At 48.7% G+C, this 14,809-nt stretch carries 17 protein-coding genes; 9 read left to right on the forward strand and 8 right to left on the reverse strand.

Going from position 1 to position 14,809, the window contains the following annotated elements; translation table 11 throughout:
• Positions 1–143: 143 nt before the first annotated feature.
• Entirely contained in the window at positions 144–383 is a 240-nt protein-coding gene (locus L6442_RS28105; protein WP_194230681.1) for an alpha/beta-type small acid-soluble spore protein, read from the forward strand.
• A 187-nt stretch (positions 384–570) separates the two neighbouring features.
• Here the strand turns inward: L6442_RS28105 and L6442_RS28110 are convergent, their stop codons facing one another.
• On the reverse strand, positions 571–978 hold the full coding sequence (locus tag L6442_RS28110; protein WP_194230682.1) for an O-methyltransferase: 408 nt from the start codon (positions 976–978) through the stop codon (positions 571–573).
• 295 nt (positions 979–1,273) lie between these two features.
• Complete coding sequence (locus tag L6442_RS28115; RefSeq protein WP_212978177.1) at positions 1,274–3,073, reverse strand: M3 family oligoendopeptidase; 1,800 nt, start codon at positions 3,071–3,073, stop codon at positions 1,274–1,276.
• Between the two features lie 132 nt (positions 3,074–3,205).
• Between L6442_RS28115 and L6442_RS28120 the strand changes: the two genes are divergently transcribed.
• Both L6442_RS28120 and L6442_RS28125 read left to right on the forward strand, forming a co-directional pair.
• Positions 3,206–3,376 (forward strand): YycC family protein, encoded by a 171-nt coding sequence (locus tag L6442_RS28120; RefSeq protein WP_212978178.1) that lies wholly within the window; start codon positions 3,206–3,208, stop codon positions 3,374–3,376.
• Positions 3,373–3,603, forward strand: coding sequence for a hypothetical protein (locus L6442_RS28125; RefSeq protein WP_194230685.1), 231 nt, complete (start codon positions 3,373–3,375; stop codon positions 3,601–3,603). Before L6442_RS28120 ends, L6442_RS28125 begins: the two co-directional genes overlap by 4 nt.
• Before the next feature lie 65 nt (positions 3,604–3,668).
• On the opposite strand, the gene L6442_RS28130 is transcribed toward L6442_RS28125, so the two are convergent.
• Positions 3,669–4,370, reverse strand: coding sequence for a DUF2225 domain-containing protein (locus L6442_RS28130; RefSeq protein ID WP_194230686.1), 702 nt, complete (start codon positions 4,368–4,370; stop codon positions 3,669–3,671).
• 559 nt (positions 4,371–4,929) lie between these two features.
• On the opposite strand from L6442_RS28130, the gene ylbJ reads away from it, so the two are divergent.
• Both ylbJ and L6442_RS28140 read left to right on the forward strand, forming a co-directional pair.
• Positions 4,930–6,195: a sporulation integral membrane protein YlbJ gene (gene ylbJ / locus L6442_RS28135; RefSeq protein ID WP_212978179.1), complete on the forward strand. Its 1,266-nt coding sequence runs from the start codon at positions 4,930–4,932 to the stop codon at positions 6,193–6,195.
• A 68-nt stretch (positions 6,196–6,263) separates the two neighbouring features.
• Complete coding sequence (locus L6442_RS28140; RefSeq protein WP_194230688.1) at positions 6,264–7,067, forward strand: NAD kinase; 804 nt, start codon at positions 6,264–6,266, stop codon at positions 7,065–7,067.
• A gap of 24 nt (positions 7,068–7,091) precedes the next feature.
• On the opposite strand, the gene L6442_RS28145 is transcribed toward L6442_RS28140, so the two are convergent.
• Positions 7,092–7,424 (reverse strand): YutD family protein, encoded by a 333-nt coding sequence (locus L6442_RS28145; protein WP_194230689.1) that lies wholly within the window; start codon positions 7,422–7,424, stop codon positions 7,092–7,094.
• Positions 7,425–7,459: 35 nt separating this feature from the next.
• Entirely contained in the window at positions 7,460–8,341 is an 882-nt protein-coding gene (gene lipA, locus L6442_RS28150) for a lipoyl synthase (RefSeq protein WP_194230690.1), read from the reverse strand.
• Between the two features lie 176 nt (positions 8,342–8,517).
• Here lipA and L6442_RS28155 point away from each other — a divergent pair, with 176 nt between their 5' ends.
• Complete coding sequence (locus L6442_RS28155; protein WP_212978180.1) at positions 8,518–9,603, forward strand: M23 family metallopeptidase; 1,086 nt, start codon at positions 8,518–8,520, stop codon at positions 9,601–9,603.
• Between the two features lie 160 nt (positions 9,604–9,763).
• Here the strand turns inward: L6442_RS28155 and yunB are convergent, their stop codons facing one another.
• Complete coding sequence (gene yunB, locus L6442_RS28160; protein ID WP_212978181.1) at positions 9,764–10,597, reverse strand: sporulation protein YunB; 834 nt, start codon at positions 10,595–10,597, stop codon at positions 9,764–9,766.
• Positions 10,598–10,808: 211 nt separating this feature from the next.
• Between yunB and L6442_RS28165 the strand changes: the two genes are divergently transcribed.
• Entirely contained in the window at positions 10,809–11,483 is a 675-nt protein-coding gene (locus L6442_RS28165) for an RNA polymerase sigma factor (protein ID WP_212978182.1), read from the forward strand.
• 35 nt (positions 11,484–11,518) lie between these two features.
• Positions 11,519–12,106: an ATP-dependent Clp endopeptidase proteolytic subunit ClpP gene (clpP, locus tag L6442_RS28170; protein WP_212978183.1), complete on the forward strand. Its 588-nt coding sequence runs from the start codon at positions 11,519–11,521 to the stop codon at positions 12,104–12,106.
• Here clpP and L6442_RS28175 read toward each other — a convergent pair.
• Both L6442_RS28175 and uxaC read right to left on the reverse strand, forming a co-directional pair.
• The gene (locus tag L6442_RS28175) at positions 12,087–12,284 is read right to left on the reverse strand and encodes a hypothetical protein (RefSeq protein WP_212978184.1); all 198 of its coding nucleotides are present in this window, start codon (positions 12,282–12,284) and stop codon (positions 12,087–12,089) included. The genes clpP and L6442_RS28175 overlap by 20 nt on opposite strands.
• 263 nt (positions 12,285–12,547) lie before the next feature.
• The gene (gene uxaC, locus L6442_RS28180; protein ID WP_212978185.1) at positions 12,548–13,951 is read right to left on the reverse strand and encodes a glucuronate isomerase; all 1,404 of its coding nucleotides are present in this window, start codon (positions 13,949–13,951) and stop codon (positions 12,548–12,550) included.
• A gap of 88 nt (positions 13,952–14,039) precedes the next feature.
• Between uxaC and L6442_RS28185 the strand changes: the two genes are divergently transcribed.
• Positions 14,040–14,717: a GntR family transcriptional regulator gene (locus tag L6442_RS28185; protein WP_212978186.1), complete on the forward strand. Its 678-nt coding sequence runs from the start codon at positions 14,040–14,042 to the stop codon at positions 14,715–14,717.
• Positions 14,718–14,809 lie beyond the last annotated feature (92 nt).

The raw sequence follows: 14,809 nt of genomic DNA on the forward strand, positions 1-14,809 counted from the left end.
AAGAAGGCTTTTCGTCATTTGTCGAATAAGCCTTCTTTTTTTTATGCGCTAATAATTTCCATCCGCTTTTGTTCTCTTTTGCTGTATGTTTTCAAATCTTAATAACCATAATAACTCCATAAAGTTCAAAGGAGGTGACAAACATGGGTCAAGCAGGACAACAACAAAACCAAGGACGCAACCGTTCTAACAACCTGGTGGTGCCTCAAGCTAACGCAGCTCTTCAACAAATGAAGTATGAAGCTGCTCAAGAGCTTGGCGTTCAAATCCCTCAAGACGGATACTACGGCAACATGACTTCCCGCGAGACTGGTTCTTTGGGAGGTTACATCACAAAACGTCTGGTACAAATGGCAGAACAGCAGCTTTCCGGTCGTCAATAATCTGCTTTTTGCATTTGTATAATGTGATATCATGTCGGTCAGCGGCTAGGCGGGAGCCATACCCGTTGATCATGCGGGCAAAAACCGCGGAAAAAGGCAGCCTTTACTTAAAGGTTGCCTTTTTTTGCCTCGATGAAACAGGTAATATTATTTTCGGCTATAAATAGTAAGAAATCATGCAATGAGTTCAAAAAATTTCGGTCATTGAATCAGAATATGTATGTCTTGGGTAGCGAATCATCAAATTAGCCATATTATAATTGGATTCCAGAACGGCATCGACAATAATCGCGCCCTGTCGTACTGCAAATTCATAACTAATCTCCCCATGCGTCCAGTGGCGCTTATATTTCAAACTCTCCAATGCCATTAAACGGAATGAAGAGAGCTGCACCGGTGTCAAGCCGAGATCTTCGGAACGAAATTCCCCGTTGCGCCCCACCAGCGGATTGTGACGAATCCCAAATTTCCCAATCACATTATTGCGTATTTGCACAAATACCGTTCCTGATGATAGTCCTGCAAGCTCTTCTTCGAGCTCTTTGAAGACCAAATCAAGCTGTCTAGCCAGCGATAATTGCTCGGTTTTGATCATCTTTTTCCTCCTATCTTCAACATTCGTCAAATTTTATAGGGCTTATGACTCATTATAAGACAGGGTGCCAGAAGGTACAACAATTTAAAACATAATTGGGTAATTATTACTATTATTTTCGCTTTTTCGATTTATTTTTCGTCAATTTTCCGATGTTTTTCTCTTTTTTATGACAAAAAACGAACTTATCTTATCGATTCTATAAATCTACAAAAGCAGGAAAGCACCGCCGGTAAACGGGCCTTCCTGCTTCTTAGGCTTTAAGAAATATGATGAATGGTGCCAGCCGCAAAGCTTACGCCAAATTCTCCGTCATGCTTAGGAAGTCTTCCACATCCTGTTTCAACAGGTCGGAGGCGCTTTGCCAGAAGTCACGTCCTGTCAAATCGGCATTCAGATGTTTCTTAGCGAGTTCTTCAACCGTCATGGCTCCTGTATCCTGTAGCAAAGCATCGTATTTCTCCGCAAAGCTTCCGCCTTCTTTGAGCGCTTGCGCGTAGATGCCGGTGCTGAACATGTAACCGAAGGTGTACGGGAAGTTGTAGAATGGTACGCCCGTGATATAGAAGTGCAGCTTCGAACACCAGAACGTCGGCTCATATTCGGACAAAGCATTGCAGTATGCTTCTTTCTGTGCTTCCTCCATCAATTCATTGAGCTCCTCCGCGGTCAGAAGCCCCTTTTTGCGTTTTTCGTAGAAGCGTGTTTCAAACAGGAAGCGTGCATGAATATTCATGTAGAAAGCTACGCTGCGCTGAATTTTGTCTTCAAGAAGGGCCAGTTTCTCTTCTTCATTCGTCGCCTTCTTCACCATGGCATCGGCAACGATCATTTCGGCAAGGGTGGATGCCGTCTCGGCCACGTTCATCGCATAATTTTGGTTGAACACAGGCAAATCATTCATTACATGCTGATGGTATCCATGTCCCAGTTCATGCGCAAGCGTTGATACGTTGGAAGGCGTGCCGCTAAAGGTCATGAAAATACGGGTTGCCTTGCTAACCGAAAGCGAGGTACAGAAACCGCCTGGACGTTTGCCCGAGCGGTCTTCCGCTTCAATCCATGATTTATCAAACGCCATTTCGGCAAAGTCGGCCATTTGGGGACTGAACTTACGGAACTGCTCCACGATCGTCTCGGCAGCCTCTTGATAAGAGACCTTCGAAGATGACTTGCCAAGCGGCGCATCCACGTCAACCCAGTTGAGCCGGTCTACGCCAAGCAGTTTGGCTTTGCGCTCCATATATTTGAGGAGCATCTCTTTATTGTCTTGAATAACGCCCCACATGGCGTCAAGCGTTTGCTTTGACATGCGGCAGATGGAAAGCGGTTCCTTCAAAACGTCATTCCATCCCCGGCGTTCATATAATTTTAATCTGAAGCCTCCGAGATGATTTAAAGTATCACTGCAGTAATCGGCTTTGTCCGCCCAGGCTTCCTTCCACTTGGCAAACATGTCGTCGCGGACCTTTTTATCTGCATCATGCAGCTTGTTATGTGCCTGCCCTGCGGACAGCTGCACCGTTTCGCCATCCTTTTCAAACGGAATTTTCACCTGGCTGACAATCGTATCGTAATGATCGCCCCATCCATGGTATCCGTCTACAGCCAAATCAAGGGCAAGGCTTTCGAGCTCTGGGCTAAGCTTTTCCCGGGCATGGTCGCGGCTTTCGTTCATCACAAAAGAAATCGGGCGCAGCTCTTCGCGTTCCATCCAGGCTTTCCAAGTATCATCGTCCGTCCGGCCCAAAATATCATCAAATTGCGTGGTAATTGTACTAAATAGCGCATGCAGGTTCGTAATCCGTCCGGAAAGCTGGACCGCTTTGGTGTCGCTTTGATTTTGGGCTTGCAGGCAGCTGACGAACCCGGAGCCCTCGGAGATGCGGGAGATGCAGCTTTCCATCATGGAGATGATGACGTCGAAGCTCTTGGTTTCATCCAAGTTTTTGGGTGCGGCCGCGGCATTAATATCCGCTTTCAGTTGGAGGAGGTCTTTTTCAAGCGTTTCCAAAAAAGTTTGGAATTCGGATGAAGAAGATCCGCCAGGGAAAATGGATTCGAGATCCCAAGTTAATTTCAAATTGTTATTCATTCAGGCCACCATTCCTTTGCTTAGGATTTTATTTGATTGGTTTTCATGATAAGGTATATAACTATAGGGTGCAAATTCATCAATCAAGTCCCTTAACGGGACATGAATAGATCCATTGGAGGGATGCTTGCCATGAGACCACTGCAAATATCACCGGAAACCGCCGTCAAGCTTTCGGAAAAGCTGGGCGTTCCGCTCGAACATCTCATGCATATGCCGCAGCATATTTTGCTGCAAAAAATCGCCGAACTTGGTAAAGAAGAAACAGCGAAAGAACAATCGGAAAAGAAGGACGGGCAATGATCCCTTTTGCCAATACCTGGCCTTACGATAAGCAGATGGGCGATATTTACGTGCATGAATGCCCCTTTTGCGGCGCCGCGCATATCAGGTTGAACTTGAAGCCCAGCGAACTTGAAGCGATTAATGGAGGCCTTAAAAAACTCGTCGTTTTCCCCTGCTGCAGCAGCCGATTGTACGTGATCGAAACCGACAATGATTACCTTCGGTTCGACCGGCCTGTTCGGTAAAGTTCCGCCAGCTTAAACAAAACACGCATGGATCATGCGTGTTTTGTTCTTTCGATGATAATGGATCAGGCCGGGCTCATTTCCTCAGGCAGCTCCATTTTACGCGCCAGCATCTGTTCGCGGAGTACGCCCCATTGTTCGCGGGAGGCACGGATCATGGCCGCATCGACGATATTTTTATCGTTGATGACCTTGGAGAACCATTTGACAGCCTGGCTAAAATCTCCGGTTCTGCGGTTCAGCTCCCCGATCAAATAAAGCAGCCGCGCATTGTTCGCGCCTACCCCTTCCAGCTCGTAAACTTTTATGTATGATTCCAGACAGTACCTCAAGAAGCGCTGCTCCTGCTCCTCATTCCCTTTGTAACGGTACATCCAAGCGATGTGATGAAGCAGGCTCGCAACAATCCGCTCCTTTTCACCGATCGTTTGCGCTACAAGCAGCCCCAGCTTATACGCTTCAAGGGCGGTTCCCCATTCCCTGTGACCGCTAAAATCACGTTCAATCCAGCGGCTGTTGATCTGTTCGGCGAATTGTTTCCTTTGTACGTCGTTCAACCGCTCTGTTGAATTCTCCGTGGAAGCGAAACCGCATTGGGGGCAAACCCTGACAACGTAATAATCCGGGTTTTCGTTTTTGTAATACGCACAGAAATCGGAATCTCTTCGAATCGCTTTTTTGAAGCTGGGACGAACCCTTGACGTTTCAAACTCATGTTCGCAGTAATGACAAGTCACTTTAATAGAGTAAAGAGGTTCTAATTCCACGTCCCCACGTTCCTTTCATGTCTTTCGTTCTGGATCTCCCTCATAAGGTGATATGCTGTAAAAAAGGCAAGGACCCGAAAGCCAGCTTTGGCACCATGGTTCTATTTAGGCAAAATAAAAATCGGATTTCTACAAAATTCGCCCACGCTGCCTTCAGGAAAGTTCATCTTGTGAATTTTGCAACATCCTCAATTATTTCCATTATAACAAAAAACAAAAAAAGGCGCTAAACGTTTTGTTTAGCACCTTGTAAGTACTTTTAGTAGCTGCTCCAATCCTCTTCTCCAGGATGGACCAAAGAGGCGCGAATGACATATACGAAAGCGCAGACAAGAACACCGGCAACTATACTCATGATCTCATCACTCCATCCATATATTTTGAATTTCAGAAATTATATTATTGTTTGTTTGTATATTTTAACATACATTCGCCAAAAAAACATTATTTATTGTAAACGCTTTCCCGATAATTTTGTACTGTTTGTCCGATGCAAAACATAAAATCTAGGAAAACCGATTCAATGCAAATGACCTATTACTTACAGGTAGGTGTGACTATGTCCGTAAACAAGCTGGGTCTTCCGCTCATGATTGGTTCCCTTGCCGGATTGCTCCTGCTTATGATGCTTTTTCCGGGCGCTTATCTTGAATCCGCCTTACGTGGACTGGCCATTTGGTGGGACGTCCTTTTTCCTTCCCTGTTCCCTTTTTTTATTATTTCCGAAATGATGCTTGGTTTCGGTGTCGTGCATCTGTTTGGGACATTGCTCGATCCGCTGATGAAGCCGCTTTTCCGGATTCCGGGAAGCGGGGGTTTTGTCGCGGCGATGGGTTATGTTTCAGGTTATCCCATCGGCGCCAAGCTGACGGCCAAGCTGTGGGAACAGAATATGGTTACACGGGATGAAGGAGAGCGTCTGGTGGCCTTCACCACGTCATCCGACCCTATTTTTCTGATCGGGGCTGTGTCCGTCGGATTTTTTCATAATCCCAAGATCGCGGTGATTCTGGCTCTCGCCCACTATGGCGGCGGGCTGCTGATCGGGCTGCTCATGCGTTTTCACGGCAGGCAGAAGCCTTCAACGGCATCGGCAGCTGCCGGACCAGGGGGAAACATGCTGCAGGGAAGCAAGGCCAAGGGAAGCCGGATTCAGAGAGCTTTTGCCGCCATGCACCAGGCAAGGATGCAGGATGGCCGCAATATCGGGGAGATGCTTCGTCAGGCCGTGGAATCCTCTTTAAAGCTTATTATTGTCGTAGGAGGTCTGGTTGTATTCTTTTCCGTGTTTTTGGAACTTCTGACTCAAGTCGGCGTCTTGAAAAGTTTGTATCTTCTTCTTGATCAAATCCTATTGGCGATCGGTTTTCCCGCTTCGCTGTCGGAAGCGTTGATCGGAGGGCTTTTCGAAGTGACGCTTGGGGCCCGTTCCGCCGGAGAGGCGGCTTCCTCGATTCCTTTGCCATTCAAGGCAGCCGCAGCGGCTTTTGTTTTATCCTGGGGAGGACTTTCCGTCCATGCGCAAATCGCAAGCATATTGCATGCCACCAACTTGCGTTATCTGCCTTTTATGCTGGCGCGCCTGGTTCACGGCGTCATCGCGTCAGCGCTGGTAATGGTATTATGGAACCCGGTCATGGGCAGAATGATGCCTGCTCCCGCTTTCAATCACAGTATCCCTAGCACTCCAATGTGGGTGCCTGAGGCATTAGCCGACCGGATCGCTTACTTTTGCATCCTCATCGCTTTTATGACTGCGGCCTCGTTGCTGTGGGGCTGGATTCGCTTGGCGTGGCGGCGGCTGCAGCGCGGTCCGCTTAAATGAACGTTGTGTTATGCTCCGATATTGTTTATGATCGTTATATACCACCTCAATAAAGGAGCCTAACTCTCTTGAGATATTATGTTCTGGATCGCGGCGATCAGTTATCCGTCGATTTAAGCGAGCAGTTCCATAAGTTAGCCGCCGAGCGCGGATTTCGTTTGGATGCCGAATCGCCTGAGATTGTCATCTCGATTGGCGGGGACGGCACGATGCTTCATGCCTTCCATACGTTTATCGATCATATTCCCGATATCGCTTTTGTGGGCGTTCATACGGGCCATCTTGGATTCTATGCCGATTGGCAGGCAGATGAACTGCCCCAACTAATCGAACTCATGGGCTCGGCCGGCAATTCCGGCTCGATTCGTCCGCGGATTGTCAAATACCCGCTTCTGGAGCTGGAGATTCACAGAAAATCGGGAAATGCTTCTTATATCGCATTGAATGAATTTACACTCAAAGGCGTGGATGGGACGGTTGTAGCCCAGGTGGATATTAATGACCAAACTTTCGAGATGTTCCGGGGCGACGGAATCTGCATTTCGACTCCGTCCGGCAGTACGGCATACAATAAAAGCCTTGGCGGGGCCATGGTTCATCCAACGATTGAGGCGCTGCAAATTGCGGAAATCGCTTCGATCAACAACCGCGTGTTCCGAACGATGGGTTCCCCGCTGCTGCTTCCCAAACATCATCATACGGATATATTTTCGCGCAAAGAACAGCGGCTGCTGCTCACCATTGATCACGTCAACATCCAGGTGGACGATTTGATTTCGGTTCGATGCCAGGTGGCGAAGGAGAAAGTGAGCTTTGCGCGCTTCCGCCCGTTCCCCTTCTGGAACCGGGTCAGAGAAGCTTTTCTGGGTTAACATGCTTCGAAAAAAGCGGCTCCCTTATTGGGAACCGCTTTTTATTTTCTCGTTCTTTTCTTTGTCCTTCTCCTTCGACTGAACCTCCCGGTTCTTCTGCAGAACAAAATAGGCGCAGCCAAAATTGCAATATTCGTTGATGTAGTCCACTATACTGGAAAAGGCCGTGTCCTTAGTGGCTTTGGGATGCTTATCCCGGTAAAACCCCTTCAATCTGAGCTGGTTATAACCCCAGTCTCCAATGATGTAATCATAGCGGTCCAGCACTTCGCTGTAACGATCGCGAAAGGCTTCGGGGTTCCAGCCGTTTTTATGGTCTTTCAGCAGTTCGTAGCTTTTTCCGCCTATCAGGATCAAATGTCCTTCCCCTGCCTTTCATTCGAGATTAATCATTATTTGTTGCTTGCCGCCGATTTTACCTGCTCATGCGCATGGTAGGAGCTGCGGACAAGCGGTCCGGATTCAACGTGACTGAATCCTCTCTTCATGCCTTCTTCCTTCAGCTTGGCAAACTCATCGGGATGATAGTATTTTACAACATTCAAATGCTGCGGAGTAGGCTGCAAATATTGGCCGATTGTCATAATATCGCAGTCAATGGCACGCAAATCATCCATCGCTTCCAAAATTTCATCCCATTCCTCGCCAACACCTAGCATGATACTCGATTTGGTGGGAATATTAGGCTGCATCTCTTTTGCTTTTTTCAAAAGCTCCAAGGATCGCTCATATTTCGCTTTCGCACGGACACGGTTCGACATCCGTTTTACAGTTTCGATGTTGTGGTTCAGAATATCCGGTTTAGCGTCCATGACCACTTTCAAAGCATCCCAATTTCCCATAAAGTCGGGAATCAGAACCTCGACGCTGCACAGAGGCAGACGTTTGCGGACAGCCTTGATCGTTTCGGCAAAAATGCTCGCGCCTCCGTCAGAAAGATCATCCCGCGCGACGCTGGTAATGACGCAATGATTCAATCCCATATTTTCGGCGGCTTCGGCAACACGTTCAGGCTCAAGCAAGTCCAGCTCAGTAGGTCTTCCCGTATTAACCGCACAGAAACGGCATGCACGCGTACAAATATCGCCAAGAATCATAAACGTCGCCGTACGATTAGCCCAGCATTCATATATGTTAGGGCAACGCGCTTCTTCACACACGGTATGCAGTGTTTTGGAGCGCATCATGCTCTTGATTTCCTGATAGTTCTCACCGGTTGTTAACTTGATCCGAATCCAATCCGGTTTTGGTTCCTTGGTGGTTTGATTAGGCAATGATCCAACCTTCTTTCGCTCATGATTAACTGCGCACGCCCCATATTATATCATGAAATACCCCAAAATACTTCCATTTCCCATCCGGCATAAAATGTATTATCTTGTACCACTCTAAACATATGTCCGATCCGTCCGGAAAAAATCTTACAAGCTTGCCAGCAGGAGGTTTAACGATGAGAATTTCTAAATCAAAAACGGGAAACATCCGCCGTTCAATGATTTGCGCTGCTGCTGCGGTGATTGTTTTCGGAGCTGCGGCTTCTCCTGCACGCGGGGCTTCAGAACCCCAACCGACTAAGGCTGCCGAAGCACTGGACAAGTTAAGCCAAGAGGAGATCCTTGTTGCAAGAAAACAACTTTACGATCGCATGGCGGCAGTCACCCATATCCCATGGTACCGTCTTGCGGCAATCGATCAATACGAGCATACGCTCACGAAAGTACACCCGAAGGATCGGAATCATCCGAAGCGATTAACAGGCATTTTCATGAATGAACCATTATGGAGCGGCATGCTTAATCCTGATCAAAAAGATAGCAATCCGCGCTCCATCAGCATTTTTAACGGTTATGGCAAAGACGGTTCGGGTGACGGACAAGCGGATATGAACAATGATATGGATGTGCTCTACAGCATGTCCTCCTACCTTCTTAAATACGGTCAATCCGAAGATGATTTCAGCATTGCCTTGTGGGAATATTATCACAACAGCCGTTCCGTCCAGCGTATTCTGCAGTTTTCCCGGCTGTATGAAAAATTTCAACAGATCGATCTGTCAGGGCACGCTTTCCCGCTTCCCATCTCCAATTCGTATTCATATCGCAGCACATGGGGTACCGGCAGAAGTTGGGGTGGAAACCGTATCCATGAGGGAACCGATATTTTCGCGCCATACGGTACGCCCGTGCGAAGCACCTGCTATGGCATCGTGGAGCTGAAAGGCTGGAACCCCTTTGGCGGGTGGAGAATCGGGATTCGCGATCTGCAGAACCGCTACCACTATTACGCCCATCTCTCCGGCTACGAGAAGAGCATTAACAAGGACGACATCGTCATCCCCGGTCAACGGATCGGGTGGGTCGGAAGCTCGGGTTATGGAAAGCCAGGAACGCAGGGGAAATTTCCTCCGCATCTGCATTATGGCATTTACAGGGACAGCGGGCTAGTCGAATGGTCTTTCGATCCTTATCCTCTGCTTCGCCATTGGGAATCGGCAGAACGCAAAGCGCTTAAAGAAAAGAAAAAGGAACATTATTAAACCTCAAAAATCCCTTTTGGCAAAAAGTGCGGAATATCAAATGAAAACCAACGGTTCGAGCGAAATCGCAACAACCCGGCAGAACCCAAAATTCCCTGCATTCAGCTGAAGCTTGCAGGGAATTTGCTATCCCATTTTCTAAAGGAATTACCCCGGGTTGTTATTTCGATTCGGTTGATCCAGCTTTTTCTTTCGTCCCGCCATTTTCACCCGAAGATATACCCGGAACGGCAAGCCCCCCCTGACCCTGATCGCCATGGCCTGCAGCGCCCTTATTCGTAATGCCAGGCAAAGCAATATTCGGGGCATTAATCCCGTTATTCCCAATCGGCTGCCCCTGACTGTTGTAATAATACATCGGCACATCCCCGACAACCATCAGGTAAGAAACCGGGATCTCCGTATCAATAACTTCAGGCTCCATATCAAACGGAATGACAACCGCTACTTCGACGGTAACATGTATGTAAACCTCTACCAGTACCATGTTGATGCCGGCATCCTTTTCCCTTGTATTCAAATCCACTTTAACCGCCCCTTGCGGTTCGATGCGAATCGGAATATTCGGTCCGAAAGAGGCGAGGATCGGACTGCCCAGCGCCTGCCCCAGAGGGATGCTTTCCGACAGCATATGTTTATTTTGCAGAGTATCCTGCACCACTTTAAAGGTGTCTGAAGTGATTTTCATATGTTCGGCAGCATTCAGCATAAACCCGGATACTTTTCCGGAGGAGTCCATTTTCCAGTCAATCAGCTGCTGCGCGTCTTCCCCCTTGGCCACCTGCGAGGCGATAGCCTCATTAATGGCATCCGTCCCGATTTGCTTCATCCGGATTTTAGCCAAATGCATGATGGGAGGTTTCATATGGTTTTCTACGTACGCCAAAAATTGCAGAAGAAGAATCGAAAGCACAAGCGTTCCAATCAGCCATACCTTGCGCCTGCTGCTCTGGTTATTCACACCCCTGCTCCGCCATCTCGCCCTTCTTCTCATTCTATCGCCATCCCTCCTTTGAAGAAGAGGTTTAGGTTGCTTACCTTAAAAGCATATGACCCTGTCCCGAGAAATAACCCACAAAGTAATGCCAAGCTGCGGGTATAATGTAAGTAGGGGCTGCGGTAATAAATTTTTTTTGCACCCCCGTATCTTTTGGCGGCATCCCGAACGTTTTATATATAGAGGCCTCTCAAGGAGAGTGATTAACATGTTAATCCAAAAGGAAATGGAAGATCTGTACCCGAAACTTAAATATTTTTGCATGAACATGACGGGAAATTCTTGGGACGCCGAGGATTTAGCGCATGATTCCATGCTTAAAGCTTTGGTGTTCTGCCAAAAGGAATCATCCGGCAAGCGCCGGCCCAGCTTTCCGCTGCTCGCGACGATCGCCCGCAACCACTGGATTGACCAGCTTCGCAAACAAAGCCGCGAAACCCTGGGCGAAACAGCCGACGAACCGGCTCATGAAAAGCCGCTGGAACAGCTGCTTAGCGGGCTGGATACGTTGATGGAGCGCCTGACGCCCAAACAGCTGCTGGCGTTTGTTCTGAAGGATATATTTGAATATCGCCTGTCCGATATTGCCGATTCGCTTGAATTGAATGAAACTGCCGTCAAATCGCTGCTGCATCGGGCACGCCGCAAATTGAACATGAACGAGACGCCGGAGATTCCGGCATCCTCTTCGGAGTGGGAGCAGGTCGATGCCGACTGGTTCCAGCGCCAGCTGCTGGTCGCGATCCGGATGGAGCAGCCGGAACTGCTCAAAAGACTGGCCGTTTCCCTGCGGTCCAAAAATCCGGTTACGACAGCTCGTCTACATCGCGCTGCTCGTCAGCCAACCTGCAATTCCTTGTTCATTGAATTCAGTGCGGCGTAGCCCTTTCGGCTGTTTAATAGAAGGAGGCTAAAACCATGAATACGATCCCTTATGTCGTTGAGCAATCCCGCCTTGGAGAACGTTCGTATGACATATATTCCAGATTGCTGAAAGACCGCATCGTTTTCCTCGGATCCGAAGTCAATGATCATGTGGCGAACAGCATCATTGCCCAGCTTTTGTTTCTGGCCGCCGATGATCCAGAGAAAGAAATTTCGCTGTATATCAACAGTCCGGGAGGATCGATCTCCGCTGGTTTCGCGATCCTCGATACGATGGATTACATCAAACCGGAGGTCAGCACGATCTGTATGGGAATGGCGGCTTCCATGGGGGCGTTCCTCTTTCTCGGAGGCGCCAAGGGTAAACGCTATGCGCTGCCAAACAGCGAATTTATGCTGCATCAGCCGCTTGGAGGCGCCCAGGGACAGGCCAGCGACATTGAAATTACCGCCCGCAGGCTTCTGAAGACCAAGGAAAAGGTGAACCTCTTCATCGCCGAAAAAACAGGGCAACCTTTGGAAAAAATTTATCAGGACGCCGACCGCGATTTCTTTCTTACTGCGGAAGAAGCGCTCGAATACGGCATCGTGGACCGGATCATTACGCAGCCGCTGGCATGACCACCGTCATGCCGCCAGCCCATTTGAAATGCCCGATCGCAGGAATAGAGGTAAAAAGGGGCAAAGCTGATAACTTGATCAGCCAATCAAAGTCTCTATGCAGGTATACGAAAATAAAGCCTCTCCTTGAGGTTAAATGAACGTGGAAAGTATTAAAAATAGCAAAGGTTACATCCATTTGGGGATCACATGTGCGAAAGCCATTTGGTGATCATATGTGCGAAGCCCTGACCGGTTGCCCTCTACGCGAAAACCTGCGAATGTGCATCTTTTTCCCGCGGTTTTGCCACTTCATACGAAAAAGCCTGCGAATGCAGGCTTTTTCGGCCATATAAGCTCAATATCAAGTTTAACCTGAAAAGGATGCACATTCGCAAGAATTTTGTTTATTTCCCACGAAACATTGGAAAAGGATGTATTTTTGCATGTTTTCTCTAATACTTATGACATTTGAAAATAACGCTCGGCGTTGTGATAACAAATATCCTGCACGATTTTGCCGATCCAGTCGTAATCCAGCGGAAGCTCCCCTTCCTCCATCCACTGCCCCAGCAGCCTGCATAACACCCGGCGGAAATATTCATGTCGCGGAAACGACATCAAGCTGCGCGAATCCGTCAGCATCCCGACAAAAGTGCTGATTAAGCCCATGGACGACAAAGCCGTCAGCTGTTTCAACATCCCCTCTTTTTGGTCATGGAACCACCACGCCGCGCCAAGCTGCATTTTGCCTTCAGCCTCGGATGATTGGAAATTCCCGACCGTCGTGGCAATCATCTCGTAATGGGAGGAATACAAGCTGTACACAATGGTTTTTGGCAATTGGCCGTCCCGGTCCAGCTCGCTCAGGAAACCATTGAGGGAAGCGGCCAAATGGTAGTCAAGAATGGAATCATAGCCGGCATCCCTGCCGAGCTGCTCGAACATCCGTTCATTGTTATTGCGGATCGCCCCGATGTGCAGCTGCATCGCCCAGCCCCGCGCGTGATACATTCGGCCCAGCATCAGCAAAGTATACGTCCGGTACTTATGCTCTTCCGCGAGCGAAATGCTGCCGCCTGCAAGCGCCTTAGCGAAAATTTGCCCTGCTTCTTTTTCCGTCGCCTTCTCATAAGGAAAAATACCGAATCCGTGATCCGATAACCGGCATCCCTGCTCATGGAAAAAATCAATCCGCTTCTGCATCGCTTGTAATAGATTGTCATAGCTTTGAATATCCTGATTAGCCGCTTGTGCCAGCTTGCGGATGTAATCCGCAAAATCCCCATTCGTTATATCTAAAGCCCTGTCGGGCCGGAAGGCCGGAATCACCTTGGCTGCTCCTTGCGGATTCTTGGCGATTTGCTGATGCGCCGCGAGGTGATCCGCGGGATCATCCGTCGTGCAGGCAATCTTGACGCGAAAAGCATCCAAAATACCTGCCGCCCTAAGTTGCGGCTCGCTCAAACGCTCGTTGCAGCGGTTCCAGATCTTTTCAGCCGTCTCCGCATTAAGGGGTTCCTGAACATCAAAATAACGCTTAAGCTCCAGCTGCGTCCAATGAAAAAGCGGGTTGCCGATCATCCGCGGAACACAGCCAGCCCAAGCCATAAATTTCTCCTTGTCCGAGGCATCGCCCGTAATCAAACGCTCCTCCACGCCAAGCCACCGCATGGCTCTCCACTTGTAATGGTCCCCATGAAGCCACATTTCCGTTATATTGCGAAACTGGCGGTCCGCCGCGATATCCTCCGGATTCAAATGATTGTGGTAATCCAGAATCGGCATCCCTTTGGCGTAATCATGATACAACCGCTTGGCGCTGTCGGTCGTCAATAGCAAATGCTCCGTGGAAATTCCCTTCATCCGTATACCTCCGATCCATTTTTGTTTACGCTTACAGTTCCATACTACCATACTTGTATGGTAGTATGGAACATAGGAGGTGACAACCATGGATGAACGTATGCTTCAACAATCCGGATCAGCCGGAAATGCCGTATACCAGCAGCTTAAACAGCAGATTGTCAATCTGGACCTGCCCCCTGGAACCACTCTTTCCGAAAAAGAAACCTCTTTGACATTCCAGGTAAGCAGGACTCCGGTACGCGAAAGCTTTGTCCGGCTCGCTCAGGAAGGTCTCGTACTTGTTCTTCCCCAACGCGGAACCCGGGTCTCGCTGATCGACTCTGATATGGTTGAAGAGGCCCGGTTTATGCGCGAGCAGCTTGAAAAAGCCGTGATCCGGCTGGCCTGCGAAGCATTTCCGGATGATAAGCTCTCCGCCGTTGAAAGCAATCTCGCCGAACAGCAGCAAGCCATACAGCGGCATGACGGGAAACGGATGTTTGAACTGGATGAGGCCTTTCACCGGATATTGTTCGAAGGCTGCAGCAAAAGCGGCACCTGGAACGTGATCCAGCAAATGAATGCCCATCTGAACCGCACCCGCGTTCTGTGGCTCTGGACAGACCCGCATTGGGAACTTCTGTATGAGCAACACCAGGATATGTTTCTTGCGGTAAAAAAGCGGGATGCGGACCAGGCAGAGAGTATCATGCAGGAGCATATGCGTCTTAGCATCGCAAACCTCCCCGTGCTTAAAGCACGTTATCCGGAGTATTTCAAATGAACATATGCGTAAAATATCCCCACAAAGTGACGTGCAGCCTTCGAAGCTTGTTCCGATTGCTTTGCGGGGACCCCAAGCGGTACTTTCTCTTG

Origin of the sequence: Paenibacillus azoreducens (assembly GCF_021654775.1) — a bacterium.
Classification (GTDB): Bacteria; Bacillota; Bacilli; order Paenibacillales; family Paenibacillaceae; genus Paenibacillus_AQ; species Paenibacillus_AQ azoreducens.